19 protein-coding genes and 1 riboswitch are annotated in these 18,557 nt (G+C 42.5%); of the genes, 13 read left to right on the plus strand and 6 right to left on the minus strand.

Features of this window, described 5'->3' with window-relative positions; all coding sequences use genetic code 11:
- Positions 1–461 precede the first annotated feature (461 nt).
- Positions 462–1,475: a UDP-glucose 4-epimerase GalE gene (galE, locus tag L1264_RS03055; RefSeq protein ID WP_235382406.1), complete on the minus strand. Its 1,014-nt coding sequence runs from the start codon at positions 1,473–1,475 to the stop codon at positions 462–464.
- Between the two features lie 229 nt (positions 1,476–1,704).
- On the opposite strand from galE, the gene L1264_RS03060 reads away from it, so the two are divergent.
- Together L1264_RS03060 and L1264_RS03065 are read left to right on the plus strand one after the other, a co-directional pair.
- Positions 1,705–2,208, plus strand: coding sequence for a DUF3016 domain-containing protein (locus L1264_RS03060; RefSeq protein ID WP_135923396.1), 504 nt, complete (start codon positions 1,705–1,707; stop codon positions 2,206–2,208).
- A gap of 291 nt (positions 2,209–2,499) precedes the next feature.
- Complete coding sequence (locus tag L1264_RS03065; protein WP_135923397.1) at positions 2,500–3,015, plus strand: DUF3016 domain-containing protein; 516 nt, start codon at positions 2,500–2,502, stop codon at positions 3,013–3,015.
- A 156-nt stretch (positions 3,016–3,171) separates the two neighbouring features.
- Here L1264_RS03065 and L1264_RS03070 read toward each other — a convergent pair whose 3' ends face one another.
- Positions 3,172–3,462, minus strand: coding sequence for a hypothetical protein (locus tag L1264_RS03070; protein WP_054561134.1), 291 nt, complete (start codon positions 3,460–3,462; stop codon positions 3,172–3,174).
- Between the two features lie 72 nt (positions 3,463–3,534).
- On the opposite strand from L1264_RS03070, the gene L1264_RS03075 reads away from it, so the two are divergent.
- Positions 3,535–3,747: a hypothetical protein gene (locus L1264_RS03075; protein WP_135923398.1), complete on the plus strand. Its 213-nt coding sequence runs from the start codon at positions 3,535–3,537 to the stop codon at positions 3,745–3,747.
- Between the two features lie 249 nt (positions 3,748–3,996).
- Here L1264_RS03075 and epmB read toward each other — a convergent pair whose 3' ends face one another.
- A complete protein-coding gene (gene epmB, locus L1264_RS03080; protein WP_235403621.1) occupies positions 3,997–5,010 on the minus strand; it encodes an EF-P beta-lysylation protein EpmB in 1,014 nt (337 codons plus the stop codon).
- 41 nt (positions 5,011–5,051) lie between these two features.
- On the opposite strand from epmB, the gene efp reads away from it, so the two are divergent.
- Both efp and epmA read left to right on the plus strand, forming a co-directional pair.
- Positions 5,052–5,618: an elongation factor P gene (gene efp / locus L1264_RS03085; protein WP_135923400.1), complete on the plus strand. Its 567-nt coding sequence runs from the start codon at positions 5,052–5,054 to the stop codon at positions 5,616–5,618.
- 66 nt (positions 5,619–5,684) lie between these two features.
- Positions 5,685–6,659 carry an elongation factor P--(R)-beta-lysine ligase gene (gene epmA, locus L1264_RS03090; protein ID WP_235403623.1) on the plus strand — a complete coding sequence of 325 codons (975 nt, stop codon included), beginning with the start codon at positions 5,685–5,687 and terminating at the stop codon, positions 6,657–6,659.
- A gap of 60 nt (positions 6,660–6,719) precedes the next feature.
- On the opposite strand, the gene L1264_RS03095 is transcribed toward epmA, so the two are convergent.
- Positions 6,720–8,819, minus strand: coding sequence for a TonB-dependent receptor (locus L1264_RS03095; RefSeq protein ID WP_235403624.1), 2,100 nt, complete (start codon positions 8,817–8,819; stop codon positions 6,720–6,722).
- Between the two features lie 123 nt (positions 8,820–8,942).
- On the opposite strand from L1264_RS03095, the gene L1264_RS03100 reads away from it, so the two are divergent.
- The 8 genes from L1264_RS03100 to L1264_RS03135 all read left to right on the plus strand — a co-directional run bounded on the left by L1264_RS03100 (position 8,943) and on the right by L1264_RS03135 (position 16,488).
- Positions 8,943–9,332, plus strand: coding sequence for an acyl-CoA thioesterase (locus L1264_RS03100; RefSeq protein WP_054561129.1), 390 nt, complete (start codon positions 8,943–8,945; stop codon positions 9,330–9,332).
- A 123-nt stretch (positions 9,333–9,455) separates the two neighbouring features.
- Positions 9,456–9,860, plus strand: a complete 405-nt coding sequence (locus L1264_RS03105; protein ID WP_235403626.1) for an META domain-containing protein — start codon at positions 9,456–9,458, stop codon at positions 9,858–9,860.
- 66 nt (positions 9,861–9,926) lie between these two features.
- Positions 9,927–10,028: riboswitch (TPP riboswitch) on the plus strand.
- 144 nt (positions 10,029–10,172) lie between these two features.
- Positions 10,173–12,125: a phosphomethylpyrimidine synthase ThiC gene (gene thiC / locus L1264_RS03110; RefSeq protein ID WP_235382410.1), complete on the plus strand. Its 1,953-nt coding sequence runs from the start codon at positions 10,173–10,175 to the stop codon at positions 12,123–12,125.
- A 72-nt stretch (positions 12,126–12,197) separates the two neighbouring features.
- The gene (locus L1264_RS03115) at positions 12,198–13,202 is read left to right on the plus strand and encodes an FAD-dependent oxidoreductase (protein ID WP_235403627.1); all 1,005 of its coding nucleotides are present in this window, start codon (positions 12,198–12,200) and stop codon (positions 13,200–13,202) included.
- Positions 13,203–13,210: 8 nt separating this feature from the next.
- Positions 13,211–13,408, plus strand: a complete 198-nt coding sequence (gene thiS, locus L1264_RS03120) for a sulfur carrier protein ThiS (protein ID WP_058585948.1) — start codon at positions 13,211–13,213, stop codon at positions 13,406–13,408.
- 1 nt (position 13,409) lies between these two features.
- Positions 13,410–14,192, plus strand: a complete 783-nt coding sequence (locus tag L1264_RS03125; protein ID WP_235403628.1) for a thiazole synthase — start codon at positions 13,410–13,412, stop codon at positions 14,190–14,192.
- Between the two features lie 15 nt (positions 14,193–14,207).
- On the plus strand, positions 14,208–15,731 hold the full coding sequence (gene thiE / locus L1264_RS03130) for a thiamine phosphate synthase (RefSeq protein WP_235403629.1): 1,524 nt from the start codon (positions 14,208–14,210) through the stop codon (positions 15,729–15,731).
- A gap of 1 nt (position 15,732) precedes the next feature.
- The gene (locus tag L1264_RS03135) at positions 15,733–16,488 is read left to right on the plus strand and encodes a HesA/MoeB/ThiF family protein (RefSeq protein WP_199527672.1); all 756 of its coding nucleotides are present in this window, start codon (positions 15,733–15,735) and stop codon (positions 16,486–16,488) included.
- A gap of 79 nt (positions 16,489–16,567) precedes the next feature.
- Here L1264_RS03135 and asd read toward each other — a convergent pair whose 3' ends face one another.
- Together asd and rsgA are read right to left on the minus strand one after the other, a co-directional pair.
- Entirely contained in the window at positions 16,568–17,434 is an 867-nt protein-coding gene (gene asd / locus L1264_RS03140) for an archaetidylserine decarboxylase (protein ID WP_171040440.1), read from the minus strand.
- Positions 17,435–17,452: 18 nt separating this feature from the next.
- On the minus strand, positions 17,453–18,511 hold the full coding sequence (rsgA, locus tag L1264_RS03145) for a small ribosomal subunit biogenesis GTPase RsgA (RefSeq protein ID WP_138558220.1): 1,059 nt from the start codon (positions 18,509–18,511) through the stop codon (positions 17,453–17,455).
- Positions 18,512–18,557 lie beyond the last annotated feature (46 nt).

The following is an 18,557-nucleotide window of genomic DNA, read 5'->3' on the forward strand; positions in this document are numbered from 1 at the left end:
TTACAAACTTGATAATTATTTTTTGCTAAATCAATCGCAATAACGTTAAGATTCACCATGTATGGACTCCTTTTGTAAAAGTTTTGTCGCTTATTACGTTACCCCCCTGTGGGAGGGGAGTCCATACATCTCTGTGGTTCAAATATTGTTTTTACATGATTTGCACAAATACATGATTTGCACAAAGGAAAGTGAATGATAAGAGAGTGAATGAATCACGAGATTACTTTTTACTTCCTCTTAAGCGCAGCGCCTCTTATCCTCTTTGTGAATTAAAGAGCTTTTTCTAACCACAGAGGACACAGAGAGCACAGAGGAAGAGAAGATGAGACTTAACTTTTTTAAATATAGGTTTCTCTGTGTAGCGCGCAGCGCCTCTTGTCCTCTTTGTGAATTAAAGATCTTTTTCTAACCACAGAGGACACAGAGAACAGCCATTTGTCTAACACCTAGGCTAGTGCTTATTTATAACCGTTAGGGTTTTTACTTTGCCAGCGCCACGTATCTTGCATCATCTCGTCAATGCCGCGCTCAGCTTGCCAACCAAGCTCCTTAAGCGCCTTTTCTGGGGCAGCGTAACATGCAGCTATATCACCCGCTCTGCGCGGCGATATTTGGTAAGGAACAGCTTGTCCGCTGGCTTTTTCAAAGGCATTAACCATTTGTAATACCGAATAACCATTGCCTGTGCCAAGGTTAAATACGTGCGAACCTGTATCACTAGCAATGCGGTTCAGCGCTTTTAAGTGACCAAGTGCTAAATCAACTACATGAATATAATCACGCACGCCCGTGCCATCTACCGTATCGTAGTCATCACCAAACACACCTAGCTTTTCTAATTTGCCAACTGCCACCTGAGAAATATACGGCAGTAAGTTGTTAGGAATGCCATTAGGGTCTTCACCGATTAGCCCCGACTCGTGCGCACCAACAGGATTAAAGTAACGTAAAATTACAAAGGCAAAGCGTTCATCCGATTTAGCAATATCTTGTAGCATCATCTCAACCATGAGTTTAGATGTACCGTATGGGTTTGTTGTGCCACCAACAGGGAAGTCTTCGCGAATTGGTAAGCTTGCTGGGTCGCCATAAACCGTTGCTGATGAGCTAAATACTAATTTGAATACACCAGCGTCGCGCATTGCATCAACCAGCGTTAACGTGCCTTGTACGTTGTTTTGGTAATACTCAATAGGTTTAATAACCGATTCGCCCACGGCTTTTAAACCTGCAAAGTGGATAACGCTGTCGATTGAGTGCTCACTAAAGATTTTATCTAAACAGGCTCTATCTAAAATATCACCTTGGTAAAATGTGACATCTTTACCCGTAATTTTTTTAACACGAGCCAATGACTCATTTGATGAATTGCTTAAATTATCAAGTACAACAACATCATTACCCTGTTGTAATAATTCTAAAACGGTATGTGAACCGATATATCCGGCTCCGCCGGTGACTAAAATGGTCATAAGATTTCCATAAACTATACCTGATTAAATTAGGCTTATTTCATCATATTTAGCGCTAAATTACATGAATAAAATGTGATTATTATTCTGTATGGCAAGGTGAGGTAGTTGTTTTTGATTACACTTTATACCATATTGGTTACACCTAGCTGATTACATATTAAGCTATAGTTAATCGTCAGCTGCTAAATTTTTAAGCACTAGCTAAACCTGTTAACTGGAGAATATGATGAATATAGTAAAAAAAGTTGCGTTAGCGCTTATGGTTACGCTCCCGGCTTTTGCTCATGCAGGCGAAGCAAAAGTTAAATGGCATGACTTTAATGATTATCGTGATGTACGCCCAGGGAATAACTCACCAAAAGGCGCATTTCATAAAAATGTGGCAAATAATTTTGAAAAACACTTTAACAAACTAGCTGAAAAGCTACCCGAAGGTTATACCTTTAATGTTGAGGTGACAGAGCTCGATCTAGCTGGTGATGTGCGTTTTGGTACCATGAATGAGCTACGTATTATCAAACCAATTTACTTTCCGCGTATCGACCTAAATTATTCAATTACCGATAAAAACGGTAAAGTCGTAAGCGAAGCAAACGATGTAAAACTCAAAGATATGGGATTTATGGATCGTATGAAGATGGGTCGTGATGAGGCTTATTATTACGATAAACGTTTAATTACTGATTGGTTCGAAGATGAGCTATTACCTTCGTTAAACCTTGATGAATAAACTTAGTCACTATGTGGCTGTAGCAGTAAGTAAATAGTACAACTAAATACATATTTAACTGCTGCTACAACTTATAAATTTCATTTTATTGAGACTACCCGTATATAAGTTTTTCTTTTAGCTTATTCGTTTAACGTTCAATACCTAAAGTACTAAAAGTATTCATAGTCTTGATCTTGGTTACATTTTGAACCATATTATTATTCTATTACATGATTTTTACTTGGTGTTCACACTATACATTTTATAAATGTTGATTATGTAATAGTTTGAAACCTATGGAGAAATGGAATGATTAAGATCAATAAAGCTTTACTTGTAACTAGTTTACTTTTACCTGCTTTTGCCTACTCTGGTGAAGCCGAAGTAAAATGGCAAAATTTTGATGAATACAGTGATGTGCGCCCAGGGAGTAACTGGAAAAAAGAAAATTACTATAACAGCGTTAAGCGTAACCACGAAAAAACGTTTAGAAAGTTAGCAAGTAAATTACCTGATGGTTATGTTTTTTCTGTTGAGGTAACAGATTTAGATCTTGCTGGTGAAGTACTGTTAGGTAATGGCAATGGCAATAGTACCGAACCTCGCGTAATGTCATCTACATACTCACCTAAAATTACCTTAAATTATACAGTTAAGAGTAATGATGGAAAAGTTGTTAGCCAAGATAGCAACTTGAAACTTAAAGATATGAGCTATCTAGATGGTATCGTAATGCGTTACAAAGATTCATACTATTACGATAATAAACTGATTGCCGAGTGGTTTGAGGATAAACTGCTTCCGTCAATTGACTCAGCTGAATAAATACGCTTTTATGGCAGCAACTTTATATCGAGTGCTTTTATTTGCATAATTAACAAGATATAAAAGCGCTGCCAAAATTAACTATATGAGTTTTAACGATGAATATACTCATTGTTAAACTTATGGCTAAAGAGCCACTTTCACTTTTCCGTTAGTTTACTTAAACGTCGCTAACAGTTGTAATAGCTGTTGCAGTTTAATAACGGTTTTTTTCAGTTTTTCTTCGTCCATACCGTCGTTGCTTAAGCTTTCTACATCAGCAGCAACATCGAGAACGTAAGGTTTAAAGCGTTTAGCTTCAAAATCAAAGCCAGCATCTTTTGCAAATAAGGCTGTGAATTTGCCGTGCCCTTGCTGCTGTAAGTCATCTAATTTTTTATCGGCATCAAGTGCCTGACGGTAAACGATTTTTAGGTTAGCATTTAGCTGTTCTATAATTGAATCCATTTTTTTCCTAAAGCTTTAGACTGCAATGCCGATATAGTACGTGGATTGTCATAAAAAGTCAGGTAATGAACTATGAATATATCAGGATCAAGCTTACCAGCGATGAGTGGCGGTGGTGAAAGCGCCGAAGTTTACAGCGCATCGCTTGCTAAAAAACAGCAAAAAGCAGAAGGTGCAGCAGCTCTAGCGCTAATCGAAGGTGCAGCCACATCGAGTGCAGCAGCGCAAACACCTGCTAAGTCGGTAACTGCGACACTAGGTAATAACGTTAACGTATACGTTTAACTAGATAGGGCGTGTTGACCCTTTATGATTGATTTTGCAGGTATTTAGGCAAGGCAGAGCCTATGCAGTGTAGTTGTTCCCCATAAATAGGCGATAACGCAGCATTAATGCCAAACACGCGCTGCCCTTCGGGTTCTTCCTAGGGGCGATTAACTCTTTGTTACTCGATTTTTACTTAGTCCACTAGGTTACAAATCTCGCGCCGCGATTAAATCGCCCCTAGAGTGAACAAATTTCAATCAACAAAGGTCAACACGCCCTTAGATCGATTGGCGTTTTACTTTTTTCGCCGCCGATCTCGCGCACCAGTTTAGGAACCAAAAACCCCGGCAATGCTGCCAGCATAGCCGTCACGATTTCTCGTGCCTGACCCTCAGCTATATCAAAATGGCTGGCACCTTCCACTTTATCTAGTAGATGTAAGTAGTAAGGTAATATATCGGCCTCGAACAGTGCCTCACTTAGCGCAACTTGCGACTCGACAGAGTCATTCACATCTTTTAGTAACACCGCTTGATTTAATAAGGTAACACCCACAGCTTTTAATTTTTGCATGGCAGCTTTAAAGTCATCATCAATTTCGTTGGCGTGATTGATATGGTTTATAAACACCACTTTTAACGATGATGCAGCAAAGCGTGCACATAGCTCATCAGTAATTCTTGCAGGGATCACCACAGGTAAGCGGCTGTGAATACGTAGGCGCTTAATTTGCGGTAGCTGCTCTAACTCATCCATAAACCAACTAACGGCATCGTCTTTGGCCATCAATGGATCACCACCACTTAAAATGACTTCGTTGATGTTGCTGTCGGCTTTAATATAAGCCAGTGCGTCAATTAAGCTGCGTTTGTTTAATTGGTTTTCTTGATACGGGAAATGGCGTCTAAAACAATAGCGACAATTTACCGCACAACCGGTTTTAAACATCACTAAAACGCGAGAGCGATACTTGTGTAACAAACCCGGTTGGTTGTTATCTTGCTCTTTTAAGGGGTCTTTGTCGTAACCTGTTTTTGCTAAAAATTCTTGATGGCGAGGCATCACTTGCAGCAAAAGAGGGTCGTTTATGTCGCCATAACGCATTTTTTTGATAAAAGGCAGCGGCACGCGGACAGGAAAAAGACTGCGTGCTTTGAGGTCTTTTTCGTCTACTTTGCTTGATAATCCTAGCATTTCTAGCAAGCGTTCAGGACAAGTGACAACATTTGCCAATTCTTTTTGCCAGTTTTTATGCAAATTTACTTCATTTCTTTGTATCATTGACACGTAGATTACTCGAAATTATTTAGACAGAGGAAACGATGGCGAATTATAGCACCAATGAGTTCAAGGGCGGCCTAAAAATTATGTTAGACGGCGAACCTTGCAGCATCTTAGAAAATGAAATGGTAAAACCAGGTAAAGGCCAAGCGTTTAACCGTGTTCGTATTCGTAAACTTATCACAGGTAAAGTACTAGAAAAAACGTTCAAGTCAGGTGAGACCGTTGAAGGTGCAGACGTAATGGATACCGATTTAGCGTATCTATATACTGACGGTGAGTTCTGGCATTTCATGAACAACGAAACATTTGAGCAAATCGCTGCTGACGAAAAAGCACTTGGCGACAACGCTAAATGGTTAGTTGAAAATGACGTATGTACAATCACGCTTTGGAACGGTAATCCAATCGCCGTTACTCCACCAAACTTTGTTGAACTAGAAATCACTGACACAGATCCAGGTCTAAAAGGTGATACAGCAGGTACTGGCGGTAAACCAGCAACATTAAGCACTGGTGCTGTTGTTCGTGTTCCTCTATTCGTACAAATCGGCGAAGTGATCAAGGTTGATACACGTAGCGGTGAATACGTGAGCCGCGTTAAGTAATAGGCTTTGTTAAGCAATTTATTATAAAATCCCAGCTTCTGCTGGGATTTTTTTGAGAAACAGTTTATGTCTAAAGCCCTTTGGCAACCAAGCGCCGATATTGAAACTTTACGCCACCGTGCCGCCATCATTCGCTGTATTCGTGAGTTCTTTTATGCACGCGATGTTATGGAGGTTGAAACACCAAGCCTAAGTGCTGCCAGTGTAACCGACGTTCATTTAGCGACATTTAGTACCGAGTTTGTTGGCCCAGGTCATGCTGGTGGCTTACCACTTTATTTGCAAACGTCACCAGAGTTTGCCATGAAGCGTTTACTTGCTGCGGGCTCTGGGGCTATTTTCCAGCTGTGCAAAGCCTTTCGTAATGAAGAGGCGGGTAGTCATCATAACCCTGAATTTACGATGCTTGAGTGGTACCGCCCAGGCTTTGATGAGTTTGCGCTTATGGATGAAATGGATGAGCTTATGCAATTGGTGCTTGGCGTAGAAAGCGCAGAGCGACTCACTTATCAGCAAGCCTTTATGAACGCCTTAGGTGTTGACCCTTTAACTGCTGATATCAGCACATTGCAGCAACTCGCAACAGAGCAGGGCTTTGCCGATATTGCTGCGAATGAAACACATCGCGATACCTTGTTACAGCTATTATTTTGTATGAAGGTAGAGCCAACAATTGGCCAAGAAAAGCCTTGTTTCGTTTATCATTTTCCAGCTTCGCAGGCAGCTCTTGCACAAATTTGCCAGCACGATGAGAGAGTTGCAGGGCGCTTTGAGTTATATTTCAAAAATATGGAACTGGCAAACGGCTTTAATGAGCTGACCAATGGCAAAGAGCAAGCAGCTCGTTTTAGTGAAGATAATCAGTACCGTGAAGCAAATGGCTTAAAGCAAGTGCCAATGGATGAGCGTTTAATAGCTGCTCTAGAGCATGGTTTGCCACAATGTGCGGGTGTCGCATTGGGTATTGATCGACTCATTATGCTGGCAACGAATAAGCAAAAGATCAAAGACGTGATCGCTTTTGATGTTGAAAGGGCTTAACTTATTTGGCTCTAGGCTCAAGGCTCATGGTGCTAGGTAAAAAACCTAGCACCCAATTACTTATAGCTCGTAAATAAATGTCACACCGGCAACCATTGGTTCGCCAAGTTGTGTGTATGTATGAGTGGTGTAACCGTCTAATGGATCGTTACCAAACTCAAAACCACGAGTTGGTACGTCTTCATCAAATAAGTTACGTGCCCATGCATTAATGCTCCAATTATCACTTTCATAACCAAACGAAGCATTTACCAAGTTGGTGCTTGGTGCTTGTGAGTTATGGCTGTCAGAGAAGTAATAATCGTCTTTGCCTTCTACACCAATTGATGCGTAAAGTGCTGGCGTAAAGTTATAACGCGCAGTGAATGCATATTGGTATTTAGGTGCTTGTGCTTGGTCACGGCCATCTTGATCAAGGCCTGATTGCGCAACAAAGTCATTGATTTCTGTATGTAAATAACCTGCACTACCCGTAAGTAGTAAATTGTCAGTGGCTTGGAAGCTACCTTCAATTTCTAAACCGTAGTTTTCACCAGAGCTGGCATTATCGATATAGCCTGTGAATTTTTGACCTTCAACCTGCCACGATTTTAACTGCATATCTTCGCGATACATGTAGAAAGCAGCAAGACGTAACACAAACTTATCGTCTAGTGAGCTGCCTTTCACACCAAACTCACCGCTCCAAAGGTATTCAGGGGCAAATGATGTGTGATTAGCGAAGAAATCAGCATCTAGATTTAAGCTTTCATCTTTTGCTTTTGCTAACGCTTCAGAGTTAATACCGCCAGCCTTATAGCCACGAGTAATGCTGGTGTAGATCATGGTGCGATCAATCACTTGGTATTCAAGTGCAAGCTTACCGCCCACCATGACATCATCAGTTTCTTCAATAAAACCGTTGTTGTCGGTGTAGTCGCCTTGATACTGCTCGACACGCAAACCCGTAATTAAGGTTGTTTTTGGACCAATAGGTGTTGCTAATTGACCATACGCTGCAATATTGCTGGTTTCATAATTTGATGCAAATGGTTGCGTAAGCCAAGTGTATTGGCGTTCTAAATCAACTTCGCGGCCTTGGTAGTAAATACCGGCAACCCACTCACCAGACTTACCGCTAAATTGCAGCTCGGCTGCTTGATCTTGACGATCGCGAAAGTAAGCATCTGTTGAGCTATAGCCCCATTCATGCAAGCCTGCAGCACATAACTCTGGTTGGGCTTCATCATTACACACCCAGTCTTCGTCGTAGCTGTATAGCAGCTCGCTGTCGATACCTGAAAGGTTTAGGCTAACATCAAACCAGTCGAAGCCGGTGTAAATGTTGGCAAGGCCAACTGCAATGCTTTCTTGGTTATCTTGGCCTGGTTCATCAGCCACACTGTAACGGCTGTTATCCAAGGTGAAGGCATCATAGCCGTTATTAATATCAATGTAATGAACGCTCAGTTCAGTACGTAGGTGATCGGTCAATTGGCTGTGTAATTTAAAGCGAGAAACGAGCTCATCTTGTTGTTGGGTATCTTCGCCTAAATAACGGTTTTCAACATAGCCATCAGACTCACGTTGATAAATACTGGCGCGTACTGCTGTGTCGTCGGTAATACCCGTACCTGCGGCAATACCTGCTTCATAGCTGTTGTAGTTGCCCGCACCTAATTGTACTTTCACACTTGGGTCAAGGGCGGGTGTTGCAGATTCCATTTGAATCATGCCAGCTAATGCATCAGCACCAAAGCGAGTCCCTTGTGGGCCGCGATAAATTTCTACCTGGTCGATATCAAATAACAGTGAACTGCCGCCTAAACCAGAGTAGTTGATGCCGTCGATCACTAAGCCAACCGAAGGATTAATGGGGTCAACAAACTGTGAGCGTAAACCTACACCACGAATTTGCACGAAACGACCACGAGATGCCCCTGAGGTAAAGTTTACATTCGCTGCACTAGCAAGCATTTCATCTAAAAACTTTGCACCACGTTGATTGATTTCATGGTCTGAAAATAAACTAGCACTGGCACTTAATGTTTGAATGCTTTCTTTTTTGAAATCACCGGTAACTACAATTGTTTCCAACTCACCATCTTCAGCGTAGGCAATCGAAGATGCTGCAAATAAAGGCAGGATGGCAGCAGATAATAATGATAAACGTCGTTTCATGTGGATTCTTAACTCCATTTTCGGGACTGCTATTCTAGCAACCTAGCTAGCCAAATGGCTATAAAATCAATTTTTATGGTATAAACGCAGGCAATTATACGTAAATTGATTAGGAATACGACTATGACCTTTAAAGTCGACTTTAAAGTGCGTGATTATGAGTGTGATTTACAAGGTATTGTAAATAACAGTGTTTATTTTAATTACTTAGAACATGCTCGCCATGAATTTTTACATGCTCAAGGTATCGACTTTGCAAAGCTAGCAAGAGAAAAAGTGAACCTTGTGGTGCTTCGCAGCGAAATGGATTACAAGGCATCACTTGTGCCGGGTGATGAATTTTACGTGGCCGTTGAGCCTGAGCGTATCAGCCGTTTAAAGTTTGCATTTAGGCAAACGGTGTATCGCAAACATGACGATAAAGTGATGCTACAAGCATTAGTGATTGGTACGTCGGTAAATGAAAAAGGTCGTCCTTTTTTACCAGAAGAAGTCGATAACTTATTCAAGTAAACGAGAGTGTTTCAAAAAAACGGGGCTTAGAACAATTTTTTACAGATAAAACATGTTTTTTTAACGATCAAAGCAGTCAAATATTGTTACTATTATGGTATTGGAATTTGAATTGTAAAAAATATGAAGCGTTTAGCCGTACCACTTTTGTTTGTATTATTTTGTTTAGGGTGTTCATCAACCAGTACAGTCACAAGTGAACAATTAAAATATACTCAGTGGCAGCTATCAAAGGTGAATGGCTTAAGTCTTGATGTGTCGCAAAGTGCATCAATGCGATTTATTGAAGCAATGCAAATAAATGGCTTTGCAGGCTGTAATAAATTCTTTGGCGAAGCAGTTCTAACTGACGATGATTCAATTGTAGTAAACAAGCTAGGCATGACACGTAAATCGTGCGGTGAGAAAGCCGATGAACTCGAACGTAGTTTGTTAACCGCGTTAAGAGAAGGTGCAGCTATTAAGCTTGAAGGTGAGCAACTGACTTTGCAAGGTATGCATCGCTTTACCTTTATCGCCAAAAACTAAAGCGCATGTGCTTGCAGCAAATTTTTAACTAACGTACACTCATTGCGTTAATAAAAAATAACGAATTTAAACTTGTCGGAGTGCCTTTAACAAGGCTGAGATCGCGAAAGCGGGATCCGTGAACCTGATCAGGCTAACACCTGCGTAGGGAACAAGCTGCCTCACTAGGCGCTTGTGCGCCAAATTTTGGGGCATAAGCGGCACAGGCTGCACTGGTAAGCATTTAACTTACTAACGATCCAATGGCGTTTGCCACTCTCTATTGCACTTGCAATATCTGACAAGACAACCCTTAAAGCAATGAGGTAAGTCATGTCAAACACAACAACTAAACCATCTCGCCGCGAAGTTCGTGCGGCTGCATCAGAGTATATTTATAACTTAACGGGCCAACCGTTTCCTAATTCTCATAAAGTTTATGTAGAAGGCACGCAAGATAATGTGCGAGTAGGGATGCGTGAAATCACCCTCAGCGATACCTTCATCGGTGGTACTGAAGAGAATCCCGTATTTGAGCCTAACGCGCCAATTCGTGTTTACGATACATCAGGCCCATACACTGATCCGGATTTTAAACTCGATGTGCGCAAGGGCCTTGAGAAATACCGTGAAAAGTGGATTGAAAGCCGCGGCGACACTGAAATTTTAGACTCAGTGACTTCGCAATTTTCTCAACAGCGAATGGCAGATGAAGGGTTAGATCATATCCGCTTTGAACATCTACCAAAGATCCGCCGTGCAAAAGCAGGCAAAAACGTAACGCAAATGCATTATGCGCGACAAGGCATTGTGACGCCTGAAATGGAATATGTGGCGATCCGTGAAAACATGGGGCGCGCTAAAATTCGTGAAGAGTTACTTGCAGCCCAGCACAAAGGCGAATCGTTTGGCGCTAGCATTCCTGATTTTATTACCCCTGAATTTGTGCGTGATGAAATTGCCCGTGGCCGCGCCGTGCTTCCTAACAACATCAACCATCCAGAAACCGAGCCGATGATCATTGGCCGAAACTTTTTAGTTAAGGTGAACGCGAATATTGGTAATTCGTCTGTGACTTCATCAATTGAAGAAGAAGTCGAAAAAATGGTGTGGTCTACTCGTTGGGGCGCTGACACGGTAATGGATTTATCAACGGGTCGCTATATTCACGAAACCCGTGAATGGGTGGTACGTAACTCACCAGTACCAATTGGCACGGTACCAATTTACCAAGCGCTTGAAAAAGTAAACGGTGTGGCTGAAGACCTAACGTGGGAGATTTTCCGCGATACCTTGATTGAACAAGCTGAACAAGGCGTTGATTACTTTACTATTCATGCTGGGGTATTACTGCGTTACGTGCCGATGACGGCAAAGCGTGTTACCGGTATTGTTTCGCGTGGTGGCTCTATCATGGCGAAATGGTGTTTAGCGCACCATAAAGAAAACTTCTTATACACGCACTTTGAAGAAATCTGTGAAATTTTAAAACAGTATGATGTGTGTTTTTCATTAGGTGATGGCCTGCGTCCAGGCTCTATCGCCGATGCTAATGACGAAGCCCAGTTCAGCGAATTACGTACTTTAGGTGAGCTGACAAAACTTGCTTGGAAACATGATGTGCAAGTGTTCATCGAAGGCCCAGGCCATGTGCCAATGCATATGATCAAAGAGAACATGGAAGAGCAGCTAAAACACTGTGAAGAAGCACCGTTTTATACTCTAGGTCCATTAACCACGGATATTGCACCGGGGTACGATCATTTCACATCAGGTATTGGCGCTGCGCAAATTGCTTGGTACGGCTGTGCCATGCTTTGTTATGTAACCCCTAAAGAGCATTTAGGCTTACCAAACAAAGAAGACGTTAAAGAAGGTTTAATCACCTACAAGATTGCTGCTCATGCAGCCGATTTGGCAAAAGGCCACCCGGGTGCGCAAGAGCGCGATAATGCATTATCAAAAGCACGCTTTGAGTTCCGTTGGCATGACCAATTTAACCTAGGTTTAGACCCAGAACGCGCCCGCGAATATCACGACGAAACATTGCCACAAGAATCAGGCAAGATTGCACATTTCTGCTCTATGTGTGGCCCTAAGTTCTGCTCGATGAAGATCACTCAAGAAGTACGTGATTATGCCAAAGATCTTGAAGCAAGAGGCATTGATCCAAATAACGTAGGTGATGCTATCGAAATCAAAATGGTCGATGTTGAAGCCGAAATGAAAGCGAAATCAGACGAGTTCAAAAAAACAGGCTCTGAGATTTACCACAAAGCAGTTTAATTGATGGAGCTAGGCATCAGCGATAGGCTCTAGGTATTTACCTAGGGCCTAGAGCTTAGGCCTAGAAAGTTTATGTCATTAAAGATAGCGATATTGGGCTTTGGTTTAACTGGCCGTTTAACTGCATTAGCACTTGCTAAAGAGCATCAGTTAAGTGTGTTTGAACAAGATGATGAACATGCTAGCAACAGTGCCGGTAGCGTTGCTGCAGCGATGTTAGCCCCCCTTGCAGAATCAGTCCTGTGTGAACAGGATTTAGCCATACAAGGGCTTAATAGCATCATTCGTTGGCAGCAAATTTTAAGTGAGCTCGATGAAGCGGTGTATTTTCAACAAACAGGCAGTTTAGTGGTTGCTCATCAGCAAGATAGGGGCGATTTACAAAGTTTTGTGAGCCGCTTAAAACCGCTTGAAAGCTATCAGGCACACGCATTGGTTGGCACTCAAATCGCAGACCTTGAGCCAGAACTAGCTGGGCGGTTCCATCAAGGTGTGTATTTACCTTGTGAAGGGCAACTCGATAATCAGGCATTTTATCGCGCTAGTTTTAAAAAGCTTACCTCGCAAGGAGTGCAATTTAACTTTGGCTGTAAAGTTGAATTGAACGCTCATCGGGTGAATGGCCAAAGCTTTGATTATGTATTTGATTGCCGCGGCTTAGGTGCTAAACAGGCTGAACCTTTACTGCGTGGAGTAAGAGGGGAAGTAGCGCGTTTATATGCACCAGAGGTGAACCTAACTAGACCGATACGGCTGATGCATCCGCGTTACCCAATTTATATTGCTCCTAAGCCAAATCATCAATTTGTGATTGGTGCGACTGAAATCGAATCGCAAGACCGCGGTAAAGTCACCGTGCGCTCGGCGCTGGAGCTATTGTCTGCTGCTTATACGGTGCATAGCGGCTTTGCTGAAGGACGTATCGAGAGCTTGCAATCAGGGCTTCGTCCAGCGTTTGCAGACAACCGCCCGAAAGTCACAAAACAAGATCGAGTGATCAGTATTAATGGCTTGTACCGTCATGGCTATTTACTTGCGCCTCAGGTGGTTGATGACGCAGTGAGCTTAATTGCTTAAGGATAAAAATGAATATTTTAATTAATGGTCAGTCAGTTACAGTAAGCGAGAATACATCGCTCACTCAGGCGTTGAGCCAGTTTGGTGCAAGACCGCCATTTGCCGTTGCCGTCAATGGTGACTTTGTACCGCGCAGTCAATGTGATGCTAAAACCCTCAACGAAGGCGACAGCATTGAGTTATTGTCGCCAATTCAAGGAGGCTAAGATGGATAGTTTTTCGGTTTATGGTGAGCAGTTTACAAGTCGGTTACTGATAGGCTCAGCATTGTATCCTTCACCTAGTGTTATGCAGGATTCGATAGTGGCCTCACAGGCTGAGATTGTCACGGTTTCATTAAGACGTCAGCAAAGCGCTGTTGCGGGTGATGATTTTTGGCAATTGATAAAAAACACTGGGTTAAAGGTGCTGCCGAATACGGCGGGTTGTCATAGCGTAAAAGAGGCGGTGACCTTGGCGCAAATGTGCCGCGAAGTATTTGCCACTGACTGGATCAAGTTAGAACTAATTGGTGATGAATATAATTTACAGCCCGATCCAATCGCATTGCTTGAAGCCACTAAAATTTTATTGGCCGATGGCTTTAAAGTTTTACCTTATTGCACAGATGATTTAGTGCTGTGTCAGCGCCTCGCTGATTTAGGCTGCGAAGTATTAATGCCTTGGGGCGCACCGATTGGCACGGGTAAAGGCTTGCTGAATCCTTATAACTTAAAAATGATCCGTGAGCGCTTGCCAAACCATACTTTAATTGTTGATGCAGGCTTAGGTTTACCATCTCATGCCTGCCAAGCGCTTGAATTAGGGTATGATGCCGTATTATTAAATTCGGCAATTGCGGGTGCAGGTTGCCCAGTAACGATGAGTAAAGCGTTTAAGAGTGCGGTTGAGGCGGGGCGATATAGCTATGTGGCTAAAGCGATGCCAGAAAAAGACGTAGCAAGCCCATCAACGCCGACGCTCGGTATGCCATTTTGGCATCAAGAATAAAATGTGAGGAATAACATGAATCAGGTTGTATGGACCATAGCTGGCTCAGATTCGGGCGGCGGTGCAGGAATTCAAGCCGATATCAAGGCAATGCAAAGTTTTAATGTACACGGCTGTACGGTTATTACTGCTTTAACGGCACAAAATAGTTTAGGTGTAGAAGCACTTAACCCGATTTCAACAGAGGTGATTGAGTCGCAACTATTAGCCTTAGCCAGTGATATGCCTGCCAGTGTGATTAAAATTGGCATGCTTGCCAATGTGCAGCAAATACAGCTTATTAGTGAGCATTTAAAACATTACAAAGCAACTTGGGCAGAGCCACCTTTGGTTGTTTATGATCCGGTTGCCATTGCCTCAAGTGGTGACTTACTTACAGAAGAAGATACTGTTAGTGCCATTAAAGAGTGTTTATTGCCATTAGTCGATGTAGTAACACCGAACACTCACGAAACGCAGCTATTAACCGGTGTTTATTTGATTGGCCCAAGCGCAGTGAAAGAAGCCGCCGAGAAGTTAACAGGCTATGGTGCAAAAGCGGTGATCATCAAAGGGGGTCATTGGGATTACCCAAGTGGCTATTGTATTGATTACTGCTTGCAAGGTGATCATGCATATTGGCTTGGTAACGAAAAAATTCAAACTCCGCATAGTCACGGTACTGGATGCAGTATGGCTTCTGTTATTGCTGCGTGTTTAGCCAAACAGTATCCACTCAAAGATGCCTTTATTTTAGCGAAAGCCTATATCAACCAAGGATTAAAAGCAGCTGTTCGATATGGTGAAGGGATTGGCCCCGTTGCACATACTTGCTTTCCTACAACGCTGACGGATTACCCACAAGTTATCGAGGCCGGAAGTTGGCTAGGTGATGAGCTCGACTTTGATTGCCCGGTTGATTTTACTATGGCAGCAGGCTTTGCCGAATGCGACTCTAAACAGCTTGGGTTATATGCCGTTGTTGATACGGTTGATTGGTTAGAGAAGTGTTTAGCTGAAGGAGTTAAAACCGTTCAATTAAGAATGAAAAATGTAGACGATGCAACACTCGAAGTTGCCATTGCAAGTGCAGTTATGCTAGGGCAAAAGTACGATGCGCAGGTGTATATCAATGATTATTGGCAATTAGCGATTAAACACGGCGCTTATGGTGTGCATTTAGGGCAAGAAGACTTACAAACCGCTAATCTAATTGCCATAAAAGAGGCTGGGTTACGCTTAGGTGTTTCGACTCATGGCTTTTATGAGATGCTACGCGCGCATAATTACAGACCAAGTTATATGGCGTTTGGCGCTATTTATCCAACCACCACCAAAGACATGACAGGGCAAATTCAAGGTTTAGAAAAGCTCGAAAAATTTGTACCGCTAATGGCTGATTATCCAACGGTGGCGATTGGTGGAATTGATATATCACGTGCAGAGCAAGTTGCGAGTACGGGGGTTGGCAGTGTTGCAGTAGTACGTGCGATTACTGAAGCCGAAGACTACCAAGCAGCCATTGCCAAGTTAAAACAGCTAGTCGAAGGTCAGTCTTAGCATGAGCGCGTTAAGCGACAAAGAGCAAATTCGTTATAGCCGCCACTTGCTACTCAAAGAGGTGGGGCATGCGGGGCAGCAAAAGTTAAAGACTGCACATATTGTGGTTGTCGGGGCAGGTGGGCTTGGCTCACCTGCACTGTTTTATTTAGCGGCGGCGGGTATCGGAACGCTCACTTTGATTGACGACGATAAGGTTGAGCTTTCAAATCTACAGCGACAAATACTTTATAAAGTAAACCATATGGGGCAGGCAAAAACACAGGCGGCTGCCAAGGTGTTAAGTAGTTTAAATAATCAAATTACGGTTAAGCCCCTATGCCAAAAGCTTGATGAAAGTAACTGTGCTGAGCTTCTTGATGGCGCTGACATCATCCTTGATTGCAGTGATAACTTTGCTACCCGTTATTTGGTTAATCGCTATTGTTTAGCTAAATCTATCCCTCTTGTGTCAGCTGCTGCCATTGCAACACAGGGGCAAGTGATGAGTTTTGATTTTCGTGATGAACAGAGCCCTTGCTATGGTTGTGTGTTCCCGCAAACTGAGGAGCAAACAGCGCTTAATTGCGATAATGCTGGGGTATTGAGCCCGTTACTGGGGGTTATGGGCAGCATACAAAGCTTATTGGCTATCAATATATTGCTTGGCCATAAAGTCGGTAGTGAGTTTATTCAATTTGATGGGCTAACACTAAAACAGCAGCACTTTAATATTCAAAAAGATAGTGAATGTTCAGAGTGTAATAGCAGAGTGTAGGCGCGGTTTTGTATTGAATTTTAAGCAAACCACTTTTAGTTAAAGTGGTTTGCTTAATTGGTTTGCTTAATTGAACTTATTAGTCGTTAATTTTCGCAAATGGTGTGCCCATACGTGTTACTGTCTCTGGGTGTTGATCTGATAAGAACTCAGCTTGATTTGCACCCCAGGCTAAAATAACGGTAGAGCCTAATTTAAAGCGACCCATTTCTTCACCCTTCTTCAGGGTAATTGCATTGTCACCTTTCGTTGGGTAATTCCAACTAAATACATCTTTACCTGCTGGTGGCGTTACTGTGCCTGCCCAAATAGTCTCGATGCTAGCAACAATTGTCGCACCAACAAGTACCATAGCTAGCGGGCCAATTTCGGTTTCGAAGATAGCCACAACTCGCTCATTACGAGCAAATAGGTTAGGTACATTTTGCGCTGTTAACGGGTTTACCGAAAATAAATCACCCGGAACGTAGATCATTTTGCTCAGCGTACCATCAACAGGCATGTGAATACGGTGGTAATCTTTAGGCGCTAAATAAATAGTCGCAAACTTACCGCCTAAAAACGGCGCTGTGTCTTCTTCTTTGCCACCAAGAAGTGCTTGTAAGCTGTAGTCGTGGCCTTTTGCTTGGATGATTTGACCGTCTACTACATCGCCTAATTGGCTAATTGCACCATCAACGGGGTGAGCAATAATGTCGCTTTCTTCAGCAAGTGGACGAATGCCTTCTTTTAATGGGCGAGTGAAAAACTCATTAAAAGTTTTGTAATGAGCTGGATCTGGGTATTTAGCCTCACTCATATCAATTTTGTATTGTTTGATAAACAATTTAATTAAGGCCGTTGTTAAGCCACCCGCTTTTGCTGCTGCCAACTTGCCAACCATGCGCGAAATGAAATGTTTTGGCATGGCATATTGCATAGCAATTTTGAATTTATCTAAACTCACTTGTTATTTCCTAAATAGTTATACGCGAGGAGCGCGTGCACCAGCACGGCCGTCGGCCATAGTTTCTAAAATTCGGTGGTAACTGTCAAAACGAAGTTCTGAAATTTCACCATCATCAACAGCTTGGCGAATTATACAGCCAGGATCGTTTAAATGCTTACAATCTCGAAAACGACAGCCACCAATAAAATCACGGAACTCTTTAAAGCACCATGTAACGCGCTCAACATCTAAATGCCACAAGCCAAACTCACGAATTCCTGGTGAGTCGATAAGATTACCGCCACTAGGTAAATGGTGTAATCGCGATACGGTTGTTGTGTGTTGACCAAGGCCACTGTTCTCGGAGACCTCTTGGGTTAGGATGTCAGCATCTGGCAGTACAGTGTTCACTAAGGTTGATTTACCCACACCACTTTGACCAACAAAAATGCTGTTTTTACCGACCAGTTTTTGTTTAAGTTCATCAATGCCTTGACCCGTTTTATTACTGACTAACAGTACTTGATAACCTAACTCTCTATAGATATCGAGAATTTCATCAATAAAAGCAAGGCCTTCATCGTCAATTAAATCTATTTTGTTGAGCACTAAAATAGGCTCAATTCCCATGTCTTCACAGGCAACTAAATAGCGATCGATAATGTTTGGCGTAAACTCAGGCAGTACTGCAGAGACCATTAAAATTTGGTCGATATTGGCAGCGACGACTTTTACCCCGTCATAAAAATCTGGGCGCGTTAGTTGTGAGCGACGTTCATGAGTTGCCTCAATAACGCCAGCTAAGTCGCCTTCACTAACTTTTGCACGGCGAAAAATAACTTCATCACCACAGACAAGGCTCGATACTGTTCTGCGAATATTACAACGTAATATGCTGCCTGATTCGGTTTCGATGTCGGCATGTTGGCCAAATCGACTGATCACTACCGCATTTTCGGCAGGACCTAAATTGTCATTTTGCCATTGCACAGTTGCCCCTTTCTCTTGCTTTTTATCTGCATTAGAGAGGCGTTTTTGATGGTTGGCCTTAATTCGACGCGATTGGCCTTTACTTAATTTCTTTTGTTTTGCCACTTTTGGCCTATAACTTGAGTAAATGTCGGGCTTTTTGAAAAAAAAG

Source organism: Pseudoalteromonas sp. APAL1 (assembly GCF_021532475.1).
In the GTDB taxonomy this organism is placed as follows: Bacteria; Pseudomonadota; Gammaproteobacteria; order Enterobacterales; family Alteromonadaceae; genus Pseudoalteromonas; species Pseudoalteromonas lipolytica_C.

Coding starts and splice junctions, on each gene's coding strand:
- galE (WP_235382406.1), bottom strand. CDS start 1,475: ATGACCATTTTAGTCACCGGCGGAGCCGGATATATCGGTTCACATACC.
- L1264_RS03060 (WP_135923396.1), top strand. CDS start 1,705: ATGAATATAGTAAAAAAAGTTGCGTTAGCGCTTATGGTTACGCTCCCG.
- L1264_RS03065 (WP_135923397.1), top strand. CDS start 2,500: ATGATTAAGATCAATAAAGCTTTACTTGTAACTAGTTTACTTTTACCT.
- L1264_RS03070 (WP_054561134.1), bottom strand. CDS start 3,462: ATGGATTCAATTATAGAACAGCTAAATGCTAACCTAAAAATCGTTTAC.
- L1264_RS03075 (WP_135923398.1), top strand. CDS start 3,535: ATGAATATATCAGGATCAAGCTTACCAGCGATGAGTGGCGGTGGTGAA.
- epmB (WP_235403621.1), bottom strand. CDS start 5,010: ATGATACAAAGAAATGAAGTAAATTTGCATAAAAACTGGCAAAAAGAA.
- efp (WP_135923400.1), top strand. CDS start 5,052: ATGGCGAATTATAGCACCAATGAGTTCAAGGGCGGCCTAAAAATTATG.
- epmA (WP_235403623.1), top strand. CDS start 5,685: ATGTCTAAAGCCCTTTGGCAACCAAGCGCCGATATTGAAACTTTACGC.
- L1264_RS03095 (WP_235403624.1), bottom strand. CDS start 8,819: ATGAAACGACGTTTATCATTATTATCTGCTGCCATCCTGCCTTTATTT.
- L1264_RS03100 (WP_054561129.1), top strand. CDS start 8,943: ATGACCTTTAAAGTCGACTTTAAAGTGCGTGATTATGAGTGTGATTTA.
- L1264_RS03105 (WP_235403626.1), top strand. CDS start 9,456: ATGAAGCGTTTAGCCGTACCACTTTTGTTTGTATTATTTTGTTTAGGG.
- thiC (WP_235382410.1), top strand. CDS start 10,173: ATGTCAAACACAACAACTAAACCATCTCGCCGCGAAGTTCGTGCGGCT.
- L1264_RS03115 (WP_235403627.1), top strand. CDS start 12,198: ATGTCATTAAAGATAGCGATATTGGGCTTTGGTTTAACTGGCCGTTTA.
- thiS (WP_058585948.1), top strand. CDS start 13,211: ATGAATATTTTAATTAATGGTCAGTCAGTTACAGTAAGCGAGAATACA.
- L1264_RS03125 (WP_235403628.1), top strand. CDS start 13,410: ATGGATAGTTTTTCGGTTTATGGTGAGCAGTTTACAAGTCGGTTACTG.
- thiE (WP_235403629.1), top strand. CDS start 14,208: ATGAATCAGGTTGTATGGACCATAGCTGGCTCAGATTCGGGCGGCGGT.
- L1264_RS03135 (WP_199527672.1), top strand. CDS start 15,733: ATGAGCGCGTTAAGCGACAAAGAGCAAATTCGTTATAGCCGCCACTTG.